The organism is Thiomicrorhabdus sp. zzn3, assembly GCF_029767755.1.
In the GTDB taxonomy this organism is placed as follows: Bacteria; Pseudomonadota; Gammaproteobacteria; order Thiomicrospirales; family Thiomicrospiraceae; genus Thiomicrorhabdus.
In genome coordinates, this window is the sequence record NZ_JARUQS010000003.1 from 17007 (window position 1) to 35155 (window position 18149).

Consider the following 18149-nt stretch of genomic DNA (forward strand, 5'->3'; position numbering starts at 1 on the left):
GTTACCTTTACTACTGTTAATTCATTAACTTTGAAATCAAAAACCCGCCCCATACCACGATGGCGACGAAAAAGGAGAGAAACACTGCGGCCGATCCTTGATCTTTGGCGCGTCCCGACAGCTTATGGTATTCATCACCAATGCGGTCAACGACCGACTCAATCGCCGAATTAAGCAGCTCCACCACCAGCACAATCAACAACACACCCAGCAGGATGGCGCGTTCCGAGGCGGTCTCTCCTAACCAAAACGCAAACGGGGCCAACACCACAACCAAAATCACTTCCTGGCGAAACGCCGCCTCGTGCTTCCAAGTGGATTTAAACCCCTTCCAAGAGTAGCCGGCCGCATAAATAACACGCTTCAAACCACTGTGTGGCGACTTCATTGTAACCCCTTGTCGTAATCTTTACCGTAAATCACTCTCGGACTTGGCTGGTATTCCGCAGAACACAGCGAGTGGACAGGCCTGTTCAAACTGCTTTCCACCTGCATAAAACAGAGACCAAAATGGAAATAATCGTCCAGCATAAACGGCTGTTGCAAACGTGAGCCGAGCCTGCGATCAAAAACCTCAAATGCAGATTGATACGCCGCATTACGCCAGAGCACAAACGGAATTTCAAGCATGTTTTTGGTCACCCCGTCCGGACCGTGGCCTTTAAAGTCTTTGCTGTCGTAAACTTCTTCGCCGTGATCGGCAAAAAAGCTCAACGCCGCCGCCTCGGAATGCGATTGCAACTGCGCCAAAATCTCCCCGAGTACAAAGTCGGTATAGCGCACTGAGTTGTCGTACTCATTAATATATTGCAATTCGGTGTCGGATAATTCCTCTCGATAACCGCGAGCTCCGTCTGCATTATTAAATACGGAAAATTCTGGCGGATAACGGTTGCGATACTGAAGATGGCTGCCCATCAAATGCACAAAAATCACTTTATGCGTTGCCGAATCTTGCAGAGCCCGCTTAACATAAGGCAACAGATAACCGTCATAACGGTGGTCTTCCACCCCGTGAAAATCATGACTGATAAAATGTGACTCATCCGCTAAAGAGGCAATCGCCGAGGTGGGAACCCGCAATGGCTGTTGATTGGAAATCCACCAGGTTTTAAAGCCGGCTTTCTTAACCGCACCGAGCAGACTGATCGCCTCCTGTTCACGCATACCGTTTCTCAGAGAGGCTTCGGTCAATGATACCGACAAAGAAGGCCGTGTCTGCGCAAACGCAGAGACCACGTTATCAAACTTCAGAAGTTGATCACTGTAACGTTGCAAGTTCGGCGTCGTATTTCGGCTGTAACCATACAGACCGAGATGGTTACGATTCATCGACTCCCCGATCACCACCACATAGGTTTGCGGTAACTCGCTGTTTTTTGTTGCCGTGAATACTTTATTCTCATAAAGCCTTTGGCGCGCTTGGATCACCTCTTCCAACGAGTCGCGATTGTTAAAATAATCGATGCCTACGCCGGCAAATCCCGGAATGGTATCAAATGTCCGGTCGCGCTGCACAATCTGCTGGATAGCGACCACCACCATTAACACCCCTAAAAACGCCACCACTTTTTCCCGACGACGCTCTATCGCCCTGAAGGTCAGCTTGCGTAATGAGAAATAGACTACTGTCAGGTAAAACGCCAACAACAGGACATTTTCCACCGACGCATAGGCAACCAGAAACTCCAACGCTTCATGGGTATCCGTTAGCACCATTGCTTCAAAGGTCGCACTGGTAAACACGCCGCCGAAGGTGACTGCATACAGAATGTCAAATGCCCCGGACAACGCCATCAGCGACATGACAAACAATAAAAACTTCTGCAGCACGGTATGACGAAATAGATACGCCAAACCACCGATCATCAACAGCCATCCCAGACGGGCATTCAATTCCGAACCACGCACAAACTCGACATAACTGTAGGTAACGACCAGCGGAAAAAAGAAGATGAAAAATACCGCCCACCAATGAGATTGGAATATTCTACTCACTGCAATCCTTTGACCAAATGACAAAAATATTACACCGCGAATTCTATCATTTAGCGCTTCCAAAAGGTTAAAATAAGCCCTTTATTTCCCTTTCGGAACAACCGGTAGATCATCATTATATGGAACAGTTGCAAAGCAAATGGGGTCGTTTTAAAGCGCACTTGGAAGCCTGGCTGGTTGATCATGAAATTTTGCGCGCCCTCTATCGCAACTTTTACCGCCTTTCCGGCAAGGCGTACCGCAGCAACCACCCCTCTCCGGCTTTCATTAAAAAACTGCATCAGAAATACGGCATCAAAACCATTATCAGCCTGCGACGTGCTGATGACAGTGGGCAATACAAACTGGAAAAAGAAGCTTGTGACAAATACGGCATCACCTTAATCAACCACCCGATGTCATCACGCTCCCTGCCGGATGTCGAAAAAGTACTGCAAGCCAAACAGATTCTGGAGGCAGCGGAATACCCCATACTGATTCACTGCAAATCCGGTGCCGACCGGGCGGGCCTGATGAGCGTTTTCTACGAACTGTTTATGGAACATAAACCGATTGAGGAGGCTTTACAGCAGCTAAGCATGAAATACGGGCATTTTCGCTGGGCGGAAACGGGAAAATTGGATTACTTTTTTGACGAGTACTTGGCCTATCGTGCCAACCATCCTGAAACAGAGTTTCTCGACTGGCTGCAAAACCACTATGACAAACCGGAACTCAATAAACGCTTTCATAGCGCGGGTTGGGCTAATATAGTGGTGAACAAGATTTTGAGACGCGAATAAACCGGCATGCTCGATAAACACACATTAACCCTCTACAAACGTCTACTGACTTACATTAAACCTTACTGGAAAGTGGTTTCGGTCACGCTGATTGCCCTAGCCTTGGCTGCCGCGATGGAACCGATGATGCCTGCCCTGCTCAAACCTCTGGTGGACGACAGTCTAATCGCCAAGGATCCACAGGCGATTACCACCATTCCCCTACTGATCATGCTGGTGTTTGTAATTAAAGGACTCGCCGAATACGCCAGCAAAGTCGCCAGCGAATGGGTGGCGCACAAAGCGATTTTGGCGATTCGTGCGGAAATGTTTGCCAAAATGAACAATCTGCCACAACAGGTTCACCATGACTACACCACCGGCAAACTGCTCTCTAAAATCACCTACGACGTCCCGCAGGTAGGCGCCTCACTCAGTCAGGCGTGGATCATTATCATCCGCGACACTCTGATTATTATCGGGTTGGTCGGTTTTCTGCTCTACACTTCATGGCAACTCACCCTGCTGATGCTGATTATCGGACCGGTCATCGCCTTTATTATCGATCGCGCCAGCCGCTTGATGCGCCAATCCAGTAAATCCATGCAAAACAGCATGGGCGAGCTCACCCAGCGCCTTGAAGAAGGCCTAAACGGCCATAAAGAAATCAAGATCTACGGCGCCGAGCACTACGAACAAGCGCGTTTTCACAACACCGCCGAAACCCTCAGAAAACACACTATGGATGTAGTCAAGGTATCCGCCGCCAATGTACCGATGGTGCAAATGCTGGCCGCCATCGCCCTGGCCGGTGTCCTCTATGCCGCGTCGGTGATGTCGGCACAGGATCTCTTCACCCCCGGTGAGTTCATCGCCTTCATTACCGCTATGGCGATGATTTTTGAACCCATCCGCCGCCTCACCAATATCAACGCCACCATTCAGAAAGGTATGGCGGCGGCCGAGAGTATCTTCGAACTGCTCGACTTGGATGAAGAACCGAATACGGGTCACAAAGTATTGACCGAAGTGAATGGCCAAATAGAGTTTAAAGAGGTGACTTTCCATTATGCTGGCAGTGACACCCCGGCACTGGCGAGCTTTAGCTTAACTCTGCCGGCCAAACAAACCATCGCACTCGTCGGACAGTCCGGTAGCGGCAAATCGACCTTGGCCAATCTGATCACGCGGTTTTACCAGCCTCAAAAAGGTCAAATTTTCCTGGACGGCACACCGATCAATGACATCGAGCTTCACCATCTACGCGATCAAATCGCCTATGTCAGCCAAAACGTGGTGCTATTTAATGACACGCTTGCCGCCAATATCGCTTACGGCCGTGATGACGTTTCCGAAGCAGACATTATTGCCGCAGCCAAAGCCGCCCATGCTTGGGAGTTCATCGAAAAATTACCTGAAGGCCTGCAAAGCGTCGTCGGCGACCAGGGAGCGAGCCTGTCCGGGGGCCAGCGCCAACGCATCGCCATCGCCCGTGCGTTCTTGAAAAATGCTCCGATCCTGATTATGGACGAAGCCACCTCCGCGCTCGACAATCAAAGTGAACAGATGATTCAGAAGGCCATGGAAACACTACGCAAAGACCGTACAGTCATTATTATCGCTCACCGCTTAAGCACCATAGAGAACGCGGATCAAATTGCCGTTTTGGATCATGGCCACTTGGTTGAGCTCGGATCGCACCAAGCGTTGTTGCAACAAAACGGGCTCTATGCGAACCTCTATCAACAAGGGGATTCGATTAATGGCTAAACAATCCACTTCACCACAAAGCCCCGACTTCCAAAAGCGGTTTTTATTGCCCCAGTTTTGGGGGATCTGGTTAGGGGCAGGCCTGCTCAGATTGCTGAGCCTGATACCGTATCCCTTCAAGCTCCACACAGGCAAAGCCCTGGGCAAACTGCTGTTCTTGATCGCGGCAAAACGCAAGCGATTAGCTAAAGCCAATATTGACTTATGCTTCCCTGAAAAAAACGAAGATGAACGTCGCGACCTGGTCAAAAAGCACTTTGAATCGCTCGGTATTGGCCTCATGGAAATGAGTTTGGCTTGGTATGGCGCTCACAAAAAAGATCATGCCCATGCCGCGGAACGAAACCTTGTCCGCTACATGGGTGAGGAACATCTCAGGGAAGCACAAGCGAGAGGCAAAGGCGTACTGATTCTTTCCCCCCACTTCACCACCTTGGAATTGACCGGACTGTTTGTCTCCTTTTTGACCCACTTCAATGCCGTGTACCGCCCACATGACAACCCGTTAATGGATTATCTAATTGCCAAAGGGCGTACCATTCTCTATAGCAACCAGCCTGCCGGCGTCCCGATTGCCAACAGTAATACCCGCGGCATGCTCAAAACTCTGAAAGCGGGTGGCAGCCTCGGATTCCTGCCTGACCAGCGCTACCGGGCCAAAGGGCATATTGAAGTCCCGTTTTTCGACCATGCGGCGAAAAGCAATCCCGCCACTTCAAAAATTGCCAAGCTGACCGGCTGTGCGGTGGTACCGACCTTTACCCGCCGCCTGGATAACGGCACCTATGAAGTGGAATTCTTGCCGGCCTTGGATAATTTCCCCTCTGGAGATGACTATGCCGACACCTTGCGCCTGCATCAGCTTTACGAAGCGGAAATTCGCCACAACCCGGCTCAATATCTGTGGGTACACAACCGCTGGAATTTAAAAAACTATTAAATTGAACTCACGTTTTCTCAACCAAAAACTGAGTAAACAGACATAAAAAAGCCGCTGAAGATGCCATTATCTTCAGCGGCTTTTTTATTGGCCCGTTAAAACCCAACAGGCCTGGTCAAAACGGTTGTGGTTAGTGGGCAGAATGATCCGGATCCCAATCCTTTAAAACATATTCCGCACCGCAGTAAGGACACTTCGCTTTGCCGGTCTCTTCAATCGGCAAATAAACGCGCGGGTGCGAGTTCCACACACTCATTTCCGGGGTCGGACAATGCAAAGGCAGGTCGGCGTAGGTCACTTCGCAGTGCTTTTCTGAGTTGGTTCTGTTTTGTTCGCTCATCTCATTCTCCTTTATTCAGCGACTTAAGCCACCGTCGTCAACCACGCCATATGCTCCGGCGAGCGGCCATGAACAATATCAAAATAGAGACTTTGCAGTTTTTCGGTAATCGGCCCACGGGAACCGGCACCGATCGGACGGTTATCCAGTTCACGAATCGGTGTGACTTCTGCGGCCGTTCCGGTAAAGAAGGCTTCATCCGCAATATAGACTTCATCACGGGTAATACGCTTCTCGCGTACTTCAATACCCTGCTCTTTGGCTAACTGCATAATGGTTTTACGGGTAATACCATCCAAACATGAAGTCAGCTCAGGCGTATACAACACACCATCTTTCACCATAAAGAAGTTTTCCCCCGACCCTTCAGACACATAACCGTCCACATCCAGCAACAGCGCTTCATCACAACCATGGCTGACCGCTTCCTGCAACGCCAGCATGGAGTTCATATATTGACCATTTGATTTGGCTTTGGTCATAGTCACATTCACATGGTGACGCGTATAGGAAGATGTTGCGATTTTGATGCCGCGAGTCAGATTCTCTTCACCCATATAGGCGCCCCACTCCCAGGCAGCCACCATGACATGAACTTTCAAATTGTCGGCACGCAAGCCCATCCCTTCCGAACCATAAAAGGCCATGGGTCGAATATAAGCCGATTTCAAACCATTTTCACGTACCGCTGCACGCTGAGCTTCGTTCAAAGTCTCTTTATCAAATGGCATCGCCATATTCATAATTTTAGAGGAGTTAATCAAACGATCTGTATGCGCGTCCAGACGGAAAATTGAGGTTCCCTGCTCCGCTTCATACGCGCGCACCCCTTCAAAGACACCCATTCCATAATGCAGTGTATGGGTCAACACGTGTACTTTAGCCTCACGCCAAGGTACCATCTCCCCATCCAACCAAATGAGACCGTCTCTATCCGCCATCGTTTGCATGCAAATCACTCCAAAAAATGAATACAAAATTAAAATCAAGTCGCTTATTTTATCCTAATTCTCTTTGAATTTAAGCGCATAATTTCATCAATTTAGTGATTTTTTCTATTAAAAACCCATTAACCTCTTTTTTATTCTGGCCAGGTCATAGCCAAGCCACAATGGCTCTTAGCATTCAACAGCAATCCCTCTGGCCCTCATCAGCCCCTTGATATTTCATCCAGTTACGATAAAATCATTCTTTTGAAATTTTAAATTCAAGAAAAAGCAACCTCATAGCCGAGTCATACTAAGCACTTCGTCTTTTTATGCAAATGATCTCCGCATCACTTGGCTAAATGGTTGCTTTTTTGTTTTTAAGCGTTGCGTGAAAACAATGTTTAAGAGGAAATAAACGCTCATGTCTGATCACCTAATGAAGACCTATGCCAGACTGCCCGTCACTTTTGAAAAAGGGGCAGGCTCACTGTTACAAGATACAGACGGTAAAACCTATCTGGATGCAGTCAGCGGCATTGCAGTATGCAGTCTTGGACATGCTCATCCTGCGGTCGCTGAAGCGATCTGCGAGCAGAGCCAAACGTTAATTCATACCTCCAACCTGTACCAAGTTGCCAATCAACAGGCCTTAGCGGATAGATTGACCGACTTATCAGGTATGGACCGTGTGTTTTTCTGCAACTCCGGAGCGGAAGCCAATGAAACGGCATTGAAAATCGCACGCAAATACGGCCATGAACAAGGCATCGAAAATCCCGCCGTAATCGTGATGGAAAACAGTTTTCACGGCAGAACTTTAGCCACACTTTCGGCCACTGGCAACTCAAAAGTGCACGAGGGCTTTACCCCTTTAGTGGAAGGGTTTATCCGCGTGCCTTACGACGACATTGAAGCCGTTAAAGCACACAGCCAAAATACGAACATCGTGGCTATCTTAGTGGAACCGGTGCAAGGCGAAGGTGGCGTTCACGTTCCTCAAGACAACTATCTGACTGAACTCAGGGCGCTTTGTGACGCGCACAACTGGTTACTGATGATTGATGAGATTCAAACCGGAATCGGACGTACCGGAAAATGGTTTGCCTTCCAGCATGAATCCATCACCCCCGATGTTATGACTCTGGCCAAAGCTCTCGGCAACGGTGTGCCAATTGGAGCCTGCTTAGCCAAAGGAAAGGCCGCTGAAGTATTGGCGCCAGGCAATCACGGCACTACATTTGGAGGCAACCCCCTCGCTTGTGCTGCTGGTTTAGCCGTATTAAACGCCATGACAGTCCACAATCATATCGACCATGTAGCCAAGAAAGGCGAACTGCTTTTGCAACGATTTAAAGAGGCTCTCGCAAATATAGATGGCGTCGTACAGATACGCGGCAAAGGATACATGATCGGCATCCAGCTAGACCGGCCATGCGGTGAACTCGTTACTCAAGCTTTACAAAAAGGCCTACTGATCAATGTCACCCGTACGGATACAGTACGATTGCTACCGGCATTTGTTATGACAGCGGAGCAAACCGACCAGCTGGTCAACGAATTAACACAACTTATTAAGGCATTTTTGGCCCAACCTGCCAACGCCTAAAGCAAAATCAAAAACTAAGAGGTCATTTTATGACTGTTAGACATTTTTTAACCCTAAAAGACTTAACCTCGAAAGAGCTGAATCAATTGATGCTCCGTGGCATCGAACTCAAAGCCATGCATAAGGCTGGTGAGGTGTTCGAGCCGCTCAAAAACAAAACATTGGCGATGATTTTTGAAAAGTCGTCCACGCGCACACGCATCTCCTTTGAGGCTGGCATGACGCAACTAGGTGGTCACGCTCTGTTCCTGTCATCCAATGATACCCAGCTAGGCCGCGGTGAACCAATTGAAGACAGTGCACGCGTGATCTCAAGCATGGTCGACGGCATTATGATTCGTACTTTCGGACATGACATCGTCGAAACCATGGCTAAATATTCCAGCGTGCCGATCATTAATGCGCTGACCGACGACTATCATCCCTGCCAACTGCTAGCCGACATGCAAACCTATTACGAGCACCGCGGCAGCATTCAAGGCAAGACCGTTGTTTGGGTAGGCGATGGCAATAACATGTGCCACTCTTATATCAATGCCGCCAAACAATATGACTTCAAACTCCGTATCGCCTGCCCGGAAGGCTACGAACCGCATGACGGCCTGGTTGAAGCCAATAAAGATCGAGTTGAAATCGTGCGCAATCCAATGGATGCCGCTGAAAATGCCGACTTGATTGTTACAGACGTGTGGGCAAGCATGGGACAAGAGGAAGAACAGAAGCTGCGCGAAAAAGCGTTTGCCGACTATCAGGTTAACAAGCAGATGATGCAACAAGCGGATTCCGACGCCCTGTTCATGCACTGTCTTCCGGCACACCGCGGTGAAGAAGTCACCGCGGAGGTCATTGACGCTCCCGACTCGGTAGTCTGGGACGAGGCCGAAAACCGGCTTCATGCCCAAAAAGCACTTTTAGAGTTCTTAATGGCCAAGTAAAAGCAAGCAACTTACTCCAAATAAAAAAGCCCGCATTTGCGGGCTTTTTTATTGGCTTAAAACTGAGCAGGCCTGCTCAGTTGAAATTCCAATTAATTAATTGGATCGGTAATGGTTACCGCATTAAACACATCCACACCACCAACTGCAGTACTCACCTTAACTTCCAAAGCACCGGTTGCAGCTTCTGCGTTATCACCCGCCGATGTCAGAGTGAAGTTAAATTCAAGGTGACCCGTAGTGTTCGGAATTGCAGAATAGGGAATGGTAGACAATTCACCAACATCACTATTAACAGAAATCGATGCCCCTGTTGGGGCTGATTGTCTGACGGCTACAATACAAGCAGCATCTTCTGGATCAACCACTCCAACAACACGATCACCGCCCGCAGTTAAACATTTGGCCGCAGTGTCTTCCACCATTACCCATAAGTTTTTAACATCAGTCCCTGCTGCAAAATCAGTGACAATATTACATTGACCGCCGCCGCCAACAGAAAGTTTTCCATTCGTATCCAAACAGCTTGTATTTGTACCGTTTAATTCATAAAGATGAACCTTGGGTGCACTTGACGCCATAATAATCACACCGCTGTCACGCACATTCGTCAAGAAGTTAGAACGATCTGCAATATTATTCGCATCCGTCGGACAGTCCGTTGTGTGCTCACACGGCACCCCGTTATAAACACCATCTGCTGCTGTATAGGCCTCATCCTCATCATAATCAATAAGCTTCTCGTCCGCACTAAAACCATTGTTTGATGCAGGGTTATAACTGCCCGTTTCATCATCATCACGGAAAGCTTCACCGAGGTCATCAAACACATCACCGTCATCAAATACGCCATTCGCATTGTAGTCATAAAAAGTTTCATGGCCAATCGCATAAGCCATTACGGTTGAACGATGGTCAGCTGGCCTTGGCTCTTGGCTCGTCCAAACAACCGAACAGACACTATCAGAAGTTTGACAACTCGACTCAATCAAGCCGCCTTCAGTAGTAAAATTAATCACGGTTCCATCTGGCACAGGATTGTTGAACCGATCCCCTACACGGACAGTCACATTCACTGTTTCACCATCATGCCCCCAGCCTTCCGGTGCAAACCTATCCATCGACAGACTAATACTGTTTTGATCAGGAATGCCTGTCGTCACGGTTAAGAGATCGGATTGCACATAAATCAACTGACCATCCGACAAGGTGACGGAAGCCCCGACTCTCACCGGCGTAGAAATCGTCCCGGCCTGAACAGTAGTCGTAACAATTCCGGAAGAATTTGAGCTTGCACTGGACGGGGTCAAAGACAAACCTCCCACCGTCGTTGAAAGGGTAAAATTAACTGTTGCCCCTTCAATAGGGGACCCGTATATATCCACCACTTTAAAGCTGACTTGTGAAGTTTCACCATAGCCTACACCACCAGTACCCTTTAAAGACATAAACTCGGGGTCAGCAGAAATAAACTGAATGGAACCGGCTGAGGAAGTGTTGGCACCATCATCACTGATCGTAGCGGCAAACTGATAATTTAATGTCGAATTATCACCATCATAAGCAGAAGAACTCGCGGTAAGCGTACCCGGCGCGGTTCCGGAATCGATATCCGGGGCATAAATGGTAATGGAAGCTCGCCCTGTATGATCAGTTAACACCGAAGTTTGCGAAAGCGTCCCGGAGGTGGCGGACAGGTTGACGATTTCATTTTCAACCGGCATCATGCCCTCATCCAGAAAAACAATATCCACTTTCGCATTATCATTTGCCGGAATTGTCGTGGTCGACTCACCCGTTGAAGAGATCGACATGGCTAGATTGATTCCCGGTTCATAAAACTGAGCGTCGGCGTTCTCTCCACCGGCACTGCCCCCGCACCCTGATAATATCAGGAGCGAACTCAGCCCTAACCATCCTAACAGCTTACCCATCGGTCTATACCTCCTTTCTGGAGATGAACGCCTGCGACAAGGTCCCAGAGTCGATATACTCAAGCTCACCACCAATCGGTATTCCCTGAGCCAAGCGTGTCACCTTGATATTGTGCTCTTTTGCCAACTGTTGAATGTAGTGTGCGGTAGCTTCACCCTCAACAGTTGGGTTGGTAGCTATAATCAATTCTACCACCCCTTTTGCGGATAAACGAGTCTCCAGTTGATCCAATCCAAGCTCCTGAGGCCCGATGCCGTCAATTGGTGACAAGTGTCCCATCAAAACAAAGTATTTACCACGGAAAATGCCGGACTGTTCAATGGCCATCATATCAGAAGGAGATTCAACGATGCATAGCTCATCACCATGTCGCGAAGAAGAGGCGCAAATAGTACAGATAGACTCTTCAGTAAAAGTTCGGCACTGCTCGCAGTGCTGCACTTTAGCAACGGCCTCTCCAATGGCATGAGCCAATTGTTCTCCTCCACTTCGATTATGCTCAAGCAAGTGGAACGCCATGCGTTGAGCCGATTTCACCCCCACTCCAGGCAAAACACGTAGCGCTTCAATCAGCTCAGAAATAAGAGGGCTATACATAAAATAGTTTCACTTCTTTATCCACCGTTTTTTTTGCTAGAGTACGGTGAACCTACTTCGTCATCAAACGGGTTAAAAGACTGCAATTTAGAATGGCATCTTCATTCCAGGCGGCAAGTCCATTCCACCTGTCAAACTGCCCATTTTTTCCTGTGAAACCTCTTCTACACGACGTGAAGCACTGTTCACCGCCGCGGCAAACAGGTCTTCCAACATTTCCTTGTCATCCATCAGGCTGTCGTCAATATCAACCTTAACCAGTTCATGCTTACCTGTCATGATCACCTTAACCATACCGCCACCGGCTTCACCAACCACTTCCATTTCGGCGATCTCTTTTTGCATGGCTTGCATGTTTTTCTGCATCTCTTGGGCTTGTTTCATCAAGTTACCCAAACCGCCTTTTCCACCAAACATATTGATTGACTCCCTATTATTTTAATTTTGCATTAATCATTAAATACGAATTTCTAAACTGTTTTATTGAGCCAACGGCGCAACCGTACTCGGAATCACTTCCAAGCCAAGCTCTTGCTTAAAGGCGGCAACCAACGGATCCTGTTGAATGGACACTTCAGCGGCTTGCTGGCGCGCCTCTGATTGCCGTTGTTCATGTTTTGCCGGCGTATCATATTCCAGACCTTGCTTCAGACCATCAATAAAACACAATTCAACCGGTACCCCAAGTGCAGCTTGCACACTCTGCTGCAAACGCTCTACCGCCTTATCCGTTTTGGCAAAGATCTGCTGAGGATCGACACTCAAAGACCAGGCCTGTTGAGAATATTCAACCAAAACGCACTGTCTTGCCAACTCCGCCGCCATCCCTTCAGGCTGAATCTGTTCTAATAACGCCAACCAAACCTGCAATCTATTCTCATTGGTTAACGGCTGATAATCGATCTGCAGCGCAGTGGAAGATGCATTCACCCGACTGTCGGAAGACGCTTGCGACGTATCGCTTTCAGCCGCTTCTGTTGGCAGGAGTTCCAATACCGAACCTTGCTCTGCATTCGGTACGGCCAAGCCTTCATTCATAAAAACTCCGGATGACGGAGTAGCGGCTGGTTCAGGTTGAACCGGTTCCGAAAAAGATTGATTAAGCGTAACCGATTCACTCTCTTGCCACGCAGGAGAAGGCGTCGCTTTAAGCTCTGCTGTTTGCGCTAACAATGAATCAGCAGCGGGCTCTACAGACTGCTGCGTCGATAACGGCTGTTCAATGATTGTCTGAGGCTTTCCCAGCGGCTGTTTCAACCTCTCGCGTATCTGCGCCAAGTGATCACTTCCCCCAGGAGGTTGTGATTCGTGGCCTGGAGATAAAGGGGCGGCTGGAGCGGCTGGAGCGGCTGAAGCCACCGAATCATGAGCATTATCCCATGGTGGCGAATCACTTGAGGTACTTGCACTAGCGGGCAGTGAAGAGCTTTTCGTTTGCTGAGATGCAAGCTCGAGTGCCATCGACGCATCTGATTGCAAGCTAGGATCCGCGTTCAGCTGCGATTCAACGTGCATTGCTTGCACAGGAGTGACTGATTGTTCAGCAGTATGATTTCCCTGCTCAGTAGGACTTGCAATGTCATTATCACGGCTTTTGCCCATTAGTGCTCTTGCGGATGAAAGCCCCGCTAAAACCTCCTGAGGATTTAAACCTTCGGAAGCTTCCTCCTGTTCTGAACTCGTGTCATTAACACTAATATCAGGAGAAACCACTGTTCCTGACGCTACTGGCTCAAACGCCAGCATACGCAATAATGTCATTTCAAAACCGATGCGAATATCCGGTGCCAACAGCATATCCTGGCGGGCCTGCAATGCAATTTGATACAGCAGCTGTACGCGTTCCGGTGACAATTGCTGACTTAAAGCCCGCAAGACCTCAGCAGGCAGCGCACTGCCTTCTTCAATCGACCCTAAAATCTGATTGAACGCCAAAGCATGTAAGGTCTCAATCAGCTGTGACAGCAGGGCTGAATAATCGACCCCCATTAAAGCCAACTGTTGAATAACTTCTTTAACCGCTTGCGGCGACTCTTCCGCCAGGGCTTGCAAAATGGCCACAGTATACTGCTGATCCACCAAGCCAAGCATGGTCTGCACCGCTTCAAACTCGATATTGCCTCCACCGTAGGCAATCGCCTGATCCAACAAACTCAAAGAATCGCGCGCCGACCCGTCTGCACTTTTAGCAATCAAGGCCAAAGCGGCGGGATCATAAAGCAGGTTTTCTTGCTGCAAAATGTGTTCTAGGTGAGCCTGAATCTGCAGTTGCGTCAACCGCATCAGATTAAACTGCAAACAGCGGGACAAGACCGTAATCGGCAATTTATGCGGATCGGTAGTAGCCAACAGAAATTTGACGTGCTCCGGCGGCTCTTCCAATGTTTTAAGCAGCGCATTAAAACTGCTTTTGGAGAGCATGTGGACTTCATCGATCAGATAAACTTTGTAACGCCCCTGAGTCGGGGCGAACTGCACGTTATCCAAAATCTCACGCGTATCATCCACCTTGGTGCGGGATGCCGCATCCACTTCAATCAGATCAATAAAGCGCCCTTCATCAATTGCGCGACAATTTTCGCATACACCGCACGGGGTCGAACTCACCCCCTGCTGGCAGTTCAATGCTTTGGCAAAAATACGTGCAATCGTGGTCTTACCGACCCCTCGAGTACCCGTAAACAAATAGGCATGATGCAGACGATTTTGATCTAACGCATTAGATAAAGCCTGCATAACATGGCTTTGCCCAACCAGTTCCGAAAAGTTTTTTGGACGCCATTTTCTGGCGAGTACGGTATAACTCATAAAGGATCGATTCACCTCGTCTCGGCGCAAAATCGCCAAGCCTTACGAACACAAAAATAGTCAACGAATGAATGTTATTTTAACGTGATTCAATCGAAATAAGAGAGAAGATTGTCAGAAAATTCGTTCCCAAAACTCAACAGGCCTGGTCAACAAGAATCACAAAAGATAAACATAAGAAATGGAGGCGACCCTACCCGCCCGACCCCGGCGCACGCGTCAGAAGGTACCGTTGCTTCCTTCCGGACCTGGCGGGGTTCCCAACCTAGCGTCGCGGGGAGACGAATAGAGCCACCATATTGGAATTTTCTAACTCGTTAGAATAGAAAATGGAGCGGGTAGGGGGAATCGAACCCCCCTCATCGGCTTGGAAGGCCGAGGTAATAGCCAATATACGATACCCGCATGGCGGAGAGCGGGGGATTCGAACCCCCGATAGGCGATTAACCTATACCCGCTTTCCAGGCGAGCTCCTTCAACCACTCAGACAGCTCTCCGAAGGAATGGCGAATTATACTGGTCGAATGCATTTTTTTCAAACAGAAATCCGCTTAATTACAGAATTTCGCTGTTAATGCATGCATATCATCAACAACCCGTTAAACTTCTTGCCAGCCGCCCCAGAACCACCAGCCTTTGTATTGCATCTTTTGCATTTCACAATTCAAGCCCTCGTATGAGCGCTCCCAATCCAGCCACGGGCCAAAGAAAAAAGCCAACATGCGTTCAAAAAAGTTTAGCGACATTGAATCTCTTCGTTGGATATCCAGACAGCTTTCAAAGCGAGTTGTGCCACTATCGTTGTATGAAAGGCAGCTTTGAACAGAGGTTTCGCCGCTATTAGAAACGCAGGTTCCTTCATAGCCAATATAAACTGCGTCGGAAAAAAACACCTGTTCTTTCGGGGACCAAAAAGAACCGCCACTTGCATCTGAACAGGCCTGAGCAGAGCTGCAACACGAGTTATCTTCGCATCTGTATTGAGAGCGATCATCTAGATAAGAATTGTCATAATCCAACGCAACCGAAGCGTTGTCCTCACCATAGATTGTTCTCCCCCCAGAAGGCATACAAAAGCACGCACTGCTCGATTTATTCAGTTCGTCCTCACCATCAACCACTTCTACAGGTTTGTGATTGAGAACATCATTAAAAACATCCATATCCGAATAGCTTGTTGTAAAAAAAGAAAACGAATCCCCCGAGTTGACAGGCTTCCCGATCCAAGGATTATTGAATTCTGCGTAAGGATACTTAGTCACTCCTGGGGCTTTTGCACTGGTCCAGCCATAACGACAATATTTTTCTCGGGCTTGCGAATTCGCAACACTGACGTCCGACGCCGCAACGCCTAATGCAGACAAATCGGCTTCTGTAAGCTCTGCACTTAAGCAGCTGGCATAACGGTTTTTACAATAGCAGCCAGAATCTGCATTTTGTTCATCTACCGACAGCCCTAATAGAGCTTTTCCTTGTGGCGTAAACACACCTAAAAAAGAGTCACCACTAACCAATTGAACAGCCACTGCACTGAAGTCAGGAGGCGCTTGCCCATCAGCAACATCTCTTGGCGTCGAAGCGTTAGCGGTTAGTGCTACAAACTGTCCATTTTCATCAAAATTACCAAAGGTGATGTATTTATCCAGATTGTAATTATTGCCTTCGGCATCCAGATACAACCCCACCTGATTAAGCATCAAATCGATCTGAGAACGGGCCTCAGCCTTCTCGGCATCCGACATGTTCACAGTCAATGCTAGCTCTGTTCTTAACGCCATATAGGCAGCGGTTTTCGCGTAGTTATCCAGCTGGCGATCCAGCAGTTTAGCATTACCGAATTCGACCACTAAATTGAACGTGTATAATGACAACGCAATAGAGGCCGCCCCCAGTAAGGAAATCGCCCCTTTCTGATTACGCAGCAGGCTGTGTTGTAAAAAAGCCACCTTAAACCTCCAGATTTTGCAACAGCTTAAGGTTATTCGACGCCTTACTGTTCAACGGATCTTGTTGTAACGCCTGTTCAAAAAAGCGTTTTGCACCCATAAAATCCTTTTGTAACAAGGCACTGAAGCCTAAATTATTCAACGCACTGACCTGCGTAGTTACATCGGAACGGGCAAGCCATGACTGATAAATCCGCTCCGCTTCTTGATAATGCTCCATAATCAAAGCCAGCCTAGCTAATTCCGACTCATCGCTCAATGAATGTCCAGAAATCTTATTGGCTTCTCGCCACGCGACCAAGGCACGATCCAGCTTCTTCTGACCTTCATACACTTTAGCCAATAGGCGGTAAACTCGCAGATCGTTGCTGCGTTCCCGGCGTAACTTCTGCAATAACGGTTCGGCCTGAGCATAGCGCTGGTGCTCCACCTGAAATCGCGCTAAATCCAACGCAAATTCATACTCTTCCTGCTCTCCTAACTCCGTTGCCAGAGGGGCCTCTTGCTTGGAGAATTTGGCGTAATCAATCTGGCTTTGCACTTTAGTCGTGGCCGTGCTGCAGGCAGAAAGCAATAACACAAGTCCCAAAACACCTCCAATTCTGCAACCGTTCTTTATCCCACTTTTTAAACTCAACAGATCAAGCCTGCTCATTTTTCAAATCCTATTTTTTCAATGCACATCAGAATCCACGCCCCAGAGCGACCATTTTTTCACCCAGCAGCAAAATCAGATACGGCACCATCAGAAACGGCATAATCACAATGGCCATTTTGGCGGAGGTTTTGGCCGCTTTTTCTTCCATTTTTTCTTCACGAATCTGGTACATGCGGCGGGTAAACGCGGAAATGGCGTCACTGATCGAGCTACCCAACTTCTCATTTTGAATCAATACTTGAACCAGGCTTTGTATCTCCTGCGTAGGATTGCGTTCGGCAAACTGGCGCAACGCCTCAATTCTAGGCACTCCTAGCTGAATCTGATCCAACAGGTACTCAAACTCATAACACACTTCGGGGTGTATCTCTTTGAGCTCTTGGGCGACACGCTTAACCGCCACCAGATAACTTAACCCGGCATTCATACAGATATTGCACATATCCAGAAAATCCGGCAGGTGCTCACTGATACGGTTTAAACGGCGCTGCCCCAAATAAATCAGGATTCGTTCCGGCGCCAAAAGCAAAATGATCGGCACGGCAATCGCTAAAACAGGAGAAATCGCCCACCAGCTCCACAGTAAGGCCATTAACAGCGCCGAACCGAGCACTACTGCATATTTAATGAAAAAATAGGCGCCAATATGGCGCTCGTTGCGAAAACCGGCGCTGGCCAGCTGATGCTGTACCGTCGCGATCTCTTTGGCGCTTTTAGGCCCCAACGCCCGTCCCAGAGAGCACCACCAGCAGCCGTTGTAGTTTTTTTGCTGCTTAGCATAATCGTTAGCCAATCCGACACGCGCCTTAATACGCTCTTTCTGTAACTGGCCGGCCTGCATACTCAACACATGCTTTACCAACAAGAGTGTGATCACAAAACTGATCAAGGCAATAGCAGTCAGTAGCAACGGCAATGAATTCATG

At 48.4% G+C, this 18149-nt stretch carries 16 protein-coding genes, 2 tRNA genes and 1 other RNA gene; 5 read left to right on the forward strand and 14 right to left on the reverse strand.

Features of this window, described 5'->3' with window-relative positions:
• Window positions 1–16: 16 nt before the first annotated feature.
• Window positions 17–388: a diacylglycerol kinase gene (locus tag QCB44_RS09940; RefSeq protein ID WP_279409807.1), complete on the reverse strand. Its 372-nt coding sequence runs from the start codon at window positions 386–388 to the stop codon at window positions 17–19.
• The gene (locus tag QCB44_RS09945; RefSeq protein WP_279409808.1) at window positions 385–1998 is read right to left on the reverse strand and encodes a phosphoethanolamine transferase; all 1614 of its coding nucleotides are present in this window, start codon (window positions 1996–1998) and stop codon (window positions 385–387) included. The genes QCB44_RS09940 and QCB44_RS09945 overlap by 4 nt, the downstream gene beginning before the upstream one ends.
• A gap of 119 nt (window positions 1999–2117) precedes the next feature.
• Here QCB44_RS09945 and QCB44_RS09950 point away from each other — a divergent pair, with 119 nt between their 5' ends.
• From QCB44_RS09950 to QCB44_RS09960, 3 genes are read left to right on the forward strand one after another with little or no spacing between them, the layout of a single operon-like run.
• A complete protein-coding gene (locus QCB44_RS09950; protein ID WP_279409809.1) occupies window positions 2118–2780 on the forward strand; it encodes a tyrosine-protein phosphatase in 663 nt (220 codons plus the stop codon).
• Between the two features lie 6 nt (window positions 2781–2786).
• Window positions 2787–4529, forward strand: coding sequence for a lipid A export permease/ATP-binding protein MsbA (gene msbA, locus QCB44_RS09955; protein ID WP_279409810.1), 1743 nt, complete (start codon window positions 2787–2789; stop codon window positions 4527–4529).
• Window positions 4522–5469, forward strand: coding sequence for a lipid A biosynthesis acyltransferase (locus QCB44_RS09960; RefSeq protein ID WP_279409811.1), 948 nt, complete (start codon window positions 4522–4524; stop codon window positions 5467–5469). The genes msbA and QCB44_RS09960 overlap by 8 nt, the downstream gene beginning before the upstream one ends.
• Before the next feature lie 130 nt (window positions 5470–5599).
• On the opposite strand, the gene QCB44_RS09965 is transcribed toward QCB44_RS09960, so the two are convergent.
• Window positions 5600–5809, reverse strand: a complete 210-nt coding sequence (locus QCB44_RS09965) for a zinc-finger domain-containing protein (RefSeq protein WP_279409812.1) — start codon at window positions 5807–5809, stop codon at window positions 5600–5602.
• A 23-nt stretch (window positions 5810–5832) separates the two neighbouring features.
• A complete protein-coding gene (locus tag QCB44_RS09970; RefSeq protein ID WP_279409813.1) occupies window positions 5833–6759 on the reverse strand; it encodes a branched-chain amino acid transaminase in 927 nt (308 codons plus the stop codon).
• 400 nt (window positions 6760–7159) lie between these two features.
• Here QCB44_RS09970 and QCB44_RS09975 point away from each other — a divergent pair, with 400 nt between their 5' ends.
• Both QCB44_RS09975 and argF read left to right on the forward strand, forming a co-directional pair.
• Window positions 7160–8344 carry an aspartate aminotransferase family protein gene (locus QCB44_RS09975; RefSeq protein WP_279409814.1) on the forward strand — a complete coding sequence of 395 codons (1185 nt, stop codon included), beginning with the start codon at window positions 7160–7162 and terminating at the stop codon, window positions 8342–8344.
• Window positions 8345–8373: 29 nt separating this feature from the next.
• Window positions 8374–9279 (forward strand): ornithine carbamoyltransferase, encoded by a 906-nt coding sequence (gene argF, locus QCB44_RS09980; protein ID WP_279409815.1) that lies wholly within the window; start codon window positions 8374–8376, stop codon window positions 9277–9279.
• 92 nt (window positions 9280–9371) lie between these two features.
• Here the strand turns inward: argF and QCB44_RS09985 are convergent, their stop codons facing one another.
• The 10 genes from QCB44_RS09985 to QCB44_RS10030 all read right to left on the reverse strand — a co-directional run bounded on the left by QCB44_RS09985 (window position 9372) and on the right by QCB44_RS10030 (window position 18148).
• The gene (locus tag QCB44_RS09985; RefSeq protein ID WP_279409816.1) at window positions 9372–11213 is read right to left on the reverse strand and encodes a hypothetical protein; all 1842 of its coding nucleotides are present in this window, start codon (window positions 11211–11213) and stop codon (window positions 9372–9374) included.
• 4 nt (window positions 11214–11217) lie between these two features.
• Entirely contained in the window at window positions 11218–11811 is a 594-nt protein-coding gene (gene recR, locus QCB44_RS09990) for a recombination mediator RecR (protein ID WP_279409817.1), read from the reverse strand.
• Window positions 11812–11898: 87 nt separating this feature from the next.
• The gene (locus QCB44_RS09995) at window positions 11899–12228 is read right to left on the reverse strand and encodes a YbaB/EbfC family nucleoid-associated protein (RefSeq protein WP_279409818.1); all 330 of its coding nucleotides are present in this window, start codon (window positions 12226–12228) and stop codon (window positions 11899–11901) included.
• Window positions 12229–12291: 63 nt separating this feature from the next.
• Entirely contained in the window at window positions 12292–14619 is a 2328-nt protein-coding gene (gene dnaX / locus QCB44_RS10000; RefSeq protein ID WP_279409819.1) for a DNA polymerase III subunit gamma/tau, read from the reverse strand.
• Between the two features lie 191 nt (window positions 14620–14810).
• An RNA gene (ffs, locus tag QCB44_RS10005) (signal recognition particle sRNA small type) lies at window positions 14811–14907 on the reverse strand.
• Between the two features lie 42 nt (window positions 14908–14949).
• Window positions 14950–15024: transfer RNA gene (locus tag QCB44_RS10010), tRNA-Gly, on the reverse strand.
• A 1-nt stretch (window position 15025) separates the two neighbouring features.
• Window positions 15026–15116: transfer RNA gene (locus QCB44_RS10015), tRNA-Ser, on the reverse strand.
• A gap of 102 nt (window positions 15117–15218) precedes the next feature.
• On the reverse strand, window positions 15219–16565 hold the full coding sequence (locus tag QCB44_RS10020; protein ID WP_279409820.1) for a hypothetical protein: 1347 nt from the start codon (window positions 16563–16565) through the stop codon (window positions 15219–15221).
• A 1-nt stretch (window position 16566) separates the two neighbouring features.
• Complete coding sequence (locus tag QCB44_RS10025) at window positions 16567–17145, reverse strand: tetratricopeptide repeat protein (protein WP_279409973.1); 579 nt, start codon at window positions 17143–17145, stop codon at window positions 16567–16569.
• Window positions 17146–17248: 103 nt separating this feature from the next.
• Entirely contained in the window at window positions 17249–18148 is a 900-nt protein-coding gene (locus tag QCB44_RS10030; protein WP_279409821.1) for a type II secretion system F family protein, read from the reverse strand.
• Window position 18149 lies beyond the last annotated feature (1 nt).

Excerpts from the sequence above, each read along its gene's own strand:
- QCB44_RS09940 (WP_279409807.1), bottom strand. The coding sequence starts at position 388 with ATGAAGTCGCCACACAGTGGTTTGAAGCGTGTTATTTATGCGGCCGGC.
- QCB44_RS09950 (WP_279409809.1), top strand. The coding sequence starts at position 2,118 with ATGGAACAGTTGCAAAGCAAATGGGGTCGTTTTAAAGCGCACTTGGAA.
- msbA (WP_279409810.1), top strand. The coding sequence starts at position 2,787 with ATGCTCGATAAACACACATTAACCCTCTACAAACGTCTACTGACTTAC.
- QCB44_RS09960 (WP_279409811.1), top strand. The coding sequence starts at position 4,522 with ATGGCTAAACAATCCACTTCACCACAAAGCCCCGACTTCCAAAAGCGG.
- QCB44_RS09965 (WP_279409812.1), bottom strand. The coding sequence starts at position 5,809 with ATGAGCGAACAAAACAGAACCAACTCAGAAAAGCACTGCGAAGTGACC.
- QCB44_RS09970 (WP_279409813.1), bottom strand. The coding sequence starts at position 6,759 with ATGCAAACGATGGCGGATAGAGACGGTCTCATTTGGTTGGATGGGGAG.
- QCB44_RS09975 (WP_279409814.1), top strand. The coding sequence starts at position 7,160 with ATGTCTGATCACCTAATGAAGACCTATGCCAGACTGCCCGTCACTTTT.
- argF (WP_279409815.1), top strand. The coding sequence starts at position 8,374 with ATGACTGTTAGACATTTTTTAACCCTAAAAGACTTAACCTCGAAAGAG.
- QCB44_RS09985 (WP_279409816.1), bottom strand. The coding sequence starts at position 11,213 with ATGGGTAAGCTGTTAGGATGGTTAGGGCTGAGTTCGCTCCTGATATTA.
- recR (WP_279409817.1), bottom strand. The coding sequence starts at position 11,811 with ATGTATAGCCCTCTTATTTCTGAGCTGATTGAAGCGCTACGTGTTTTG.
- QCB44_RS09995 (WP_279409818.1), bottom strand. The coding sequence starts at position 12,228 with ATGTTTGGTGGAAAAGGCGGTTTGGGTAACTTGATGAAACAAGCCCAA.
- dnaX (WP_279409819.1), bottom strand. The coding sequence starts at position 14,619 with ATGAGTTATACCGTACTCGCCAGAAAATGGCGTCCAAAAAACTTTTCG.
- QCB44_RS10030 (WP_279409821.1), bottom strand. The coding sequence starts at position 18,148 with ATGAATTCATTGCCGTTGCTACTGACTGCTATTGCCTTGATCAGTTTT.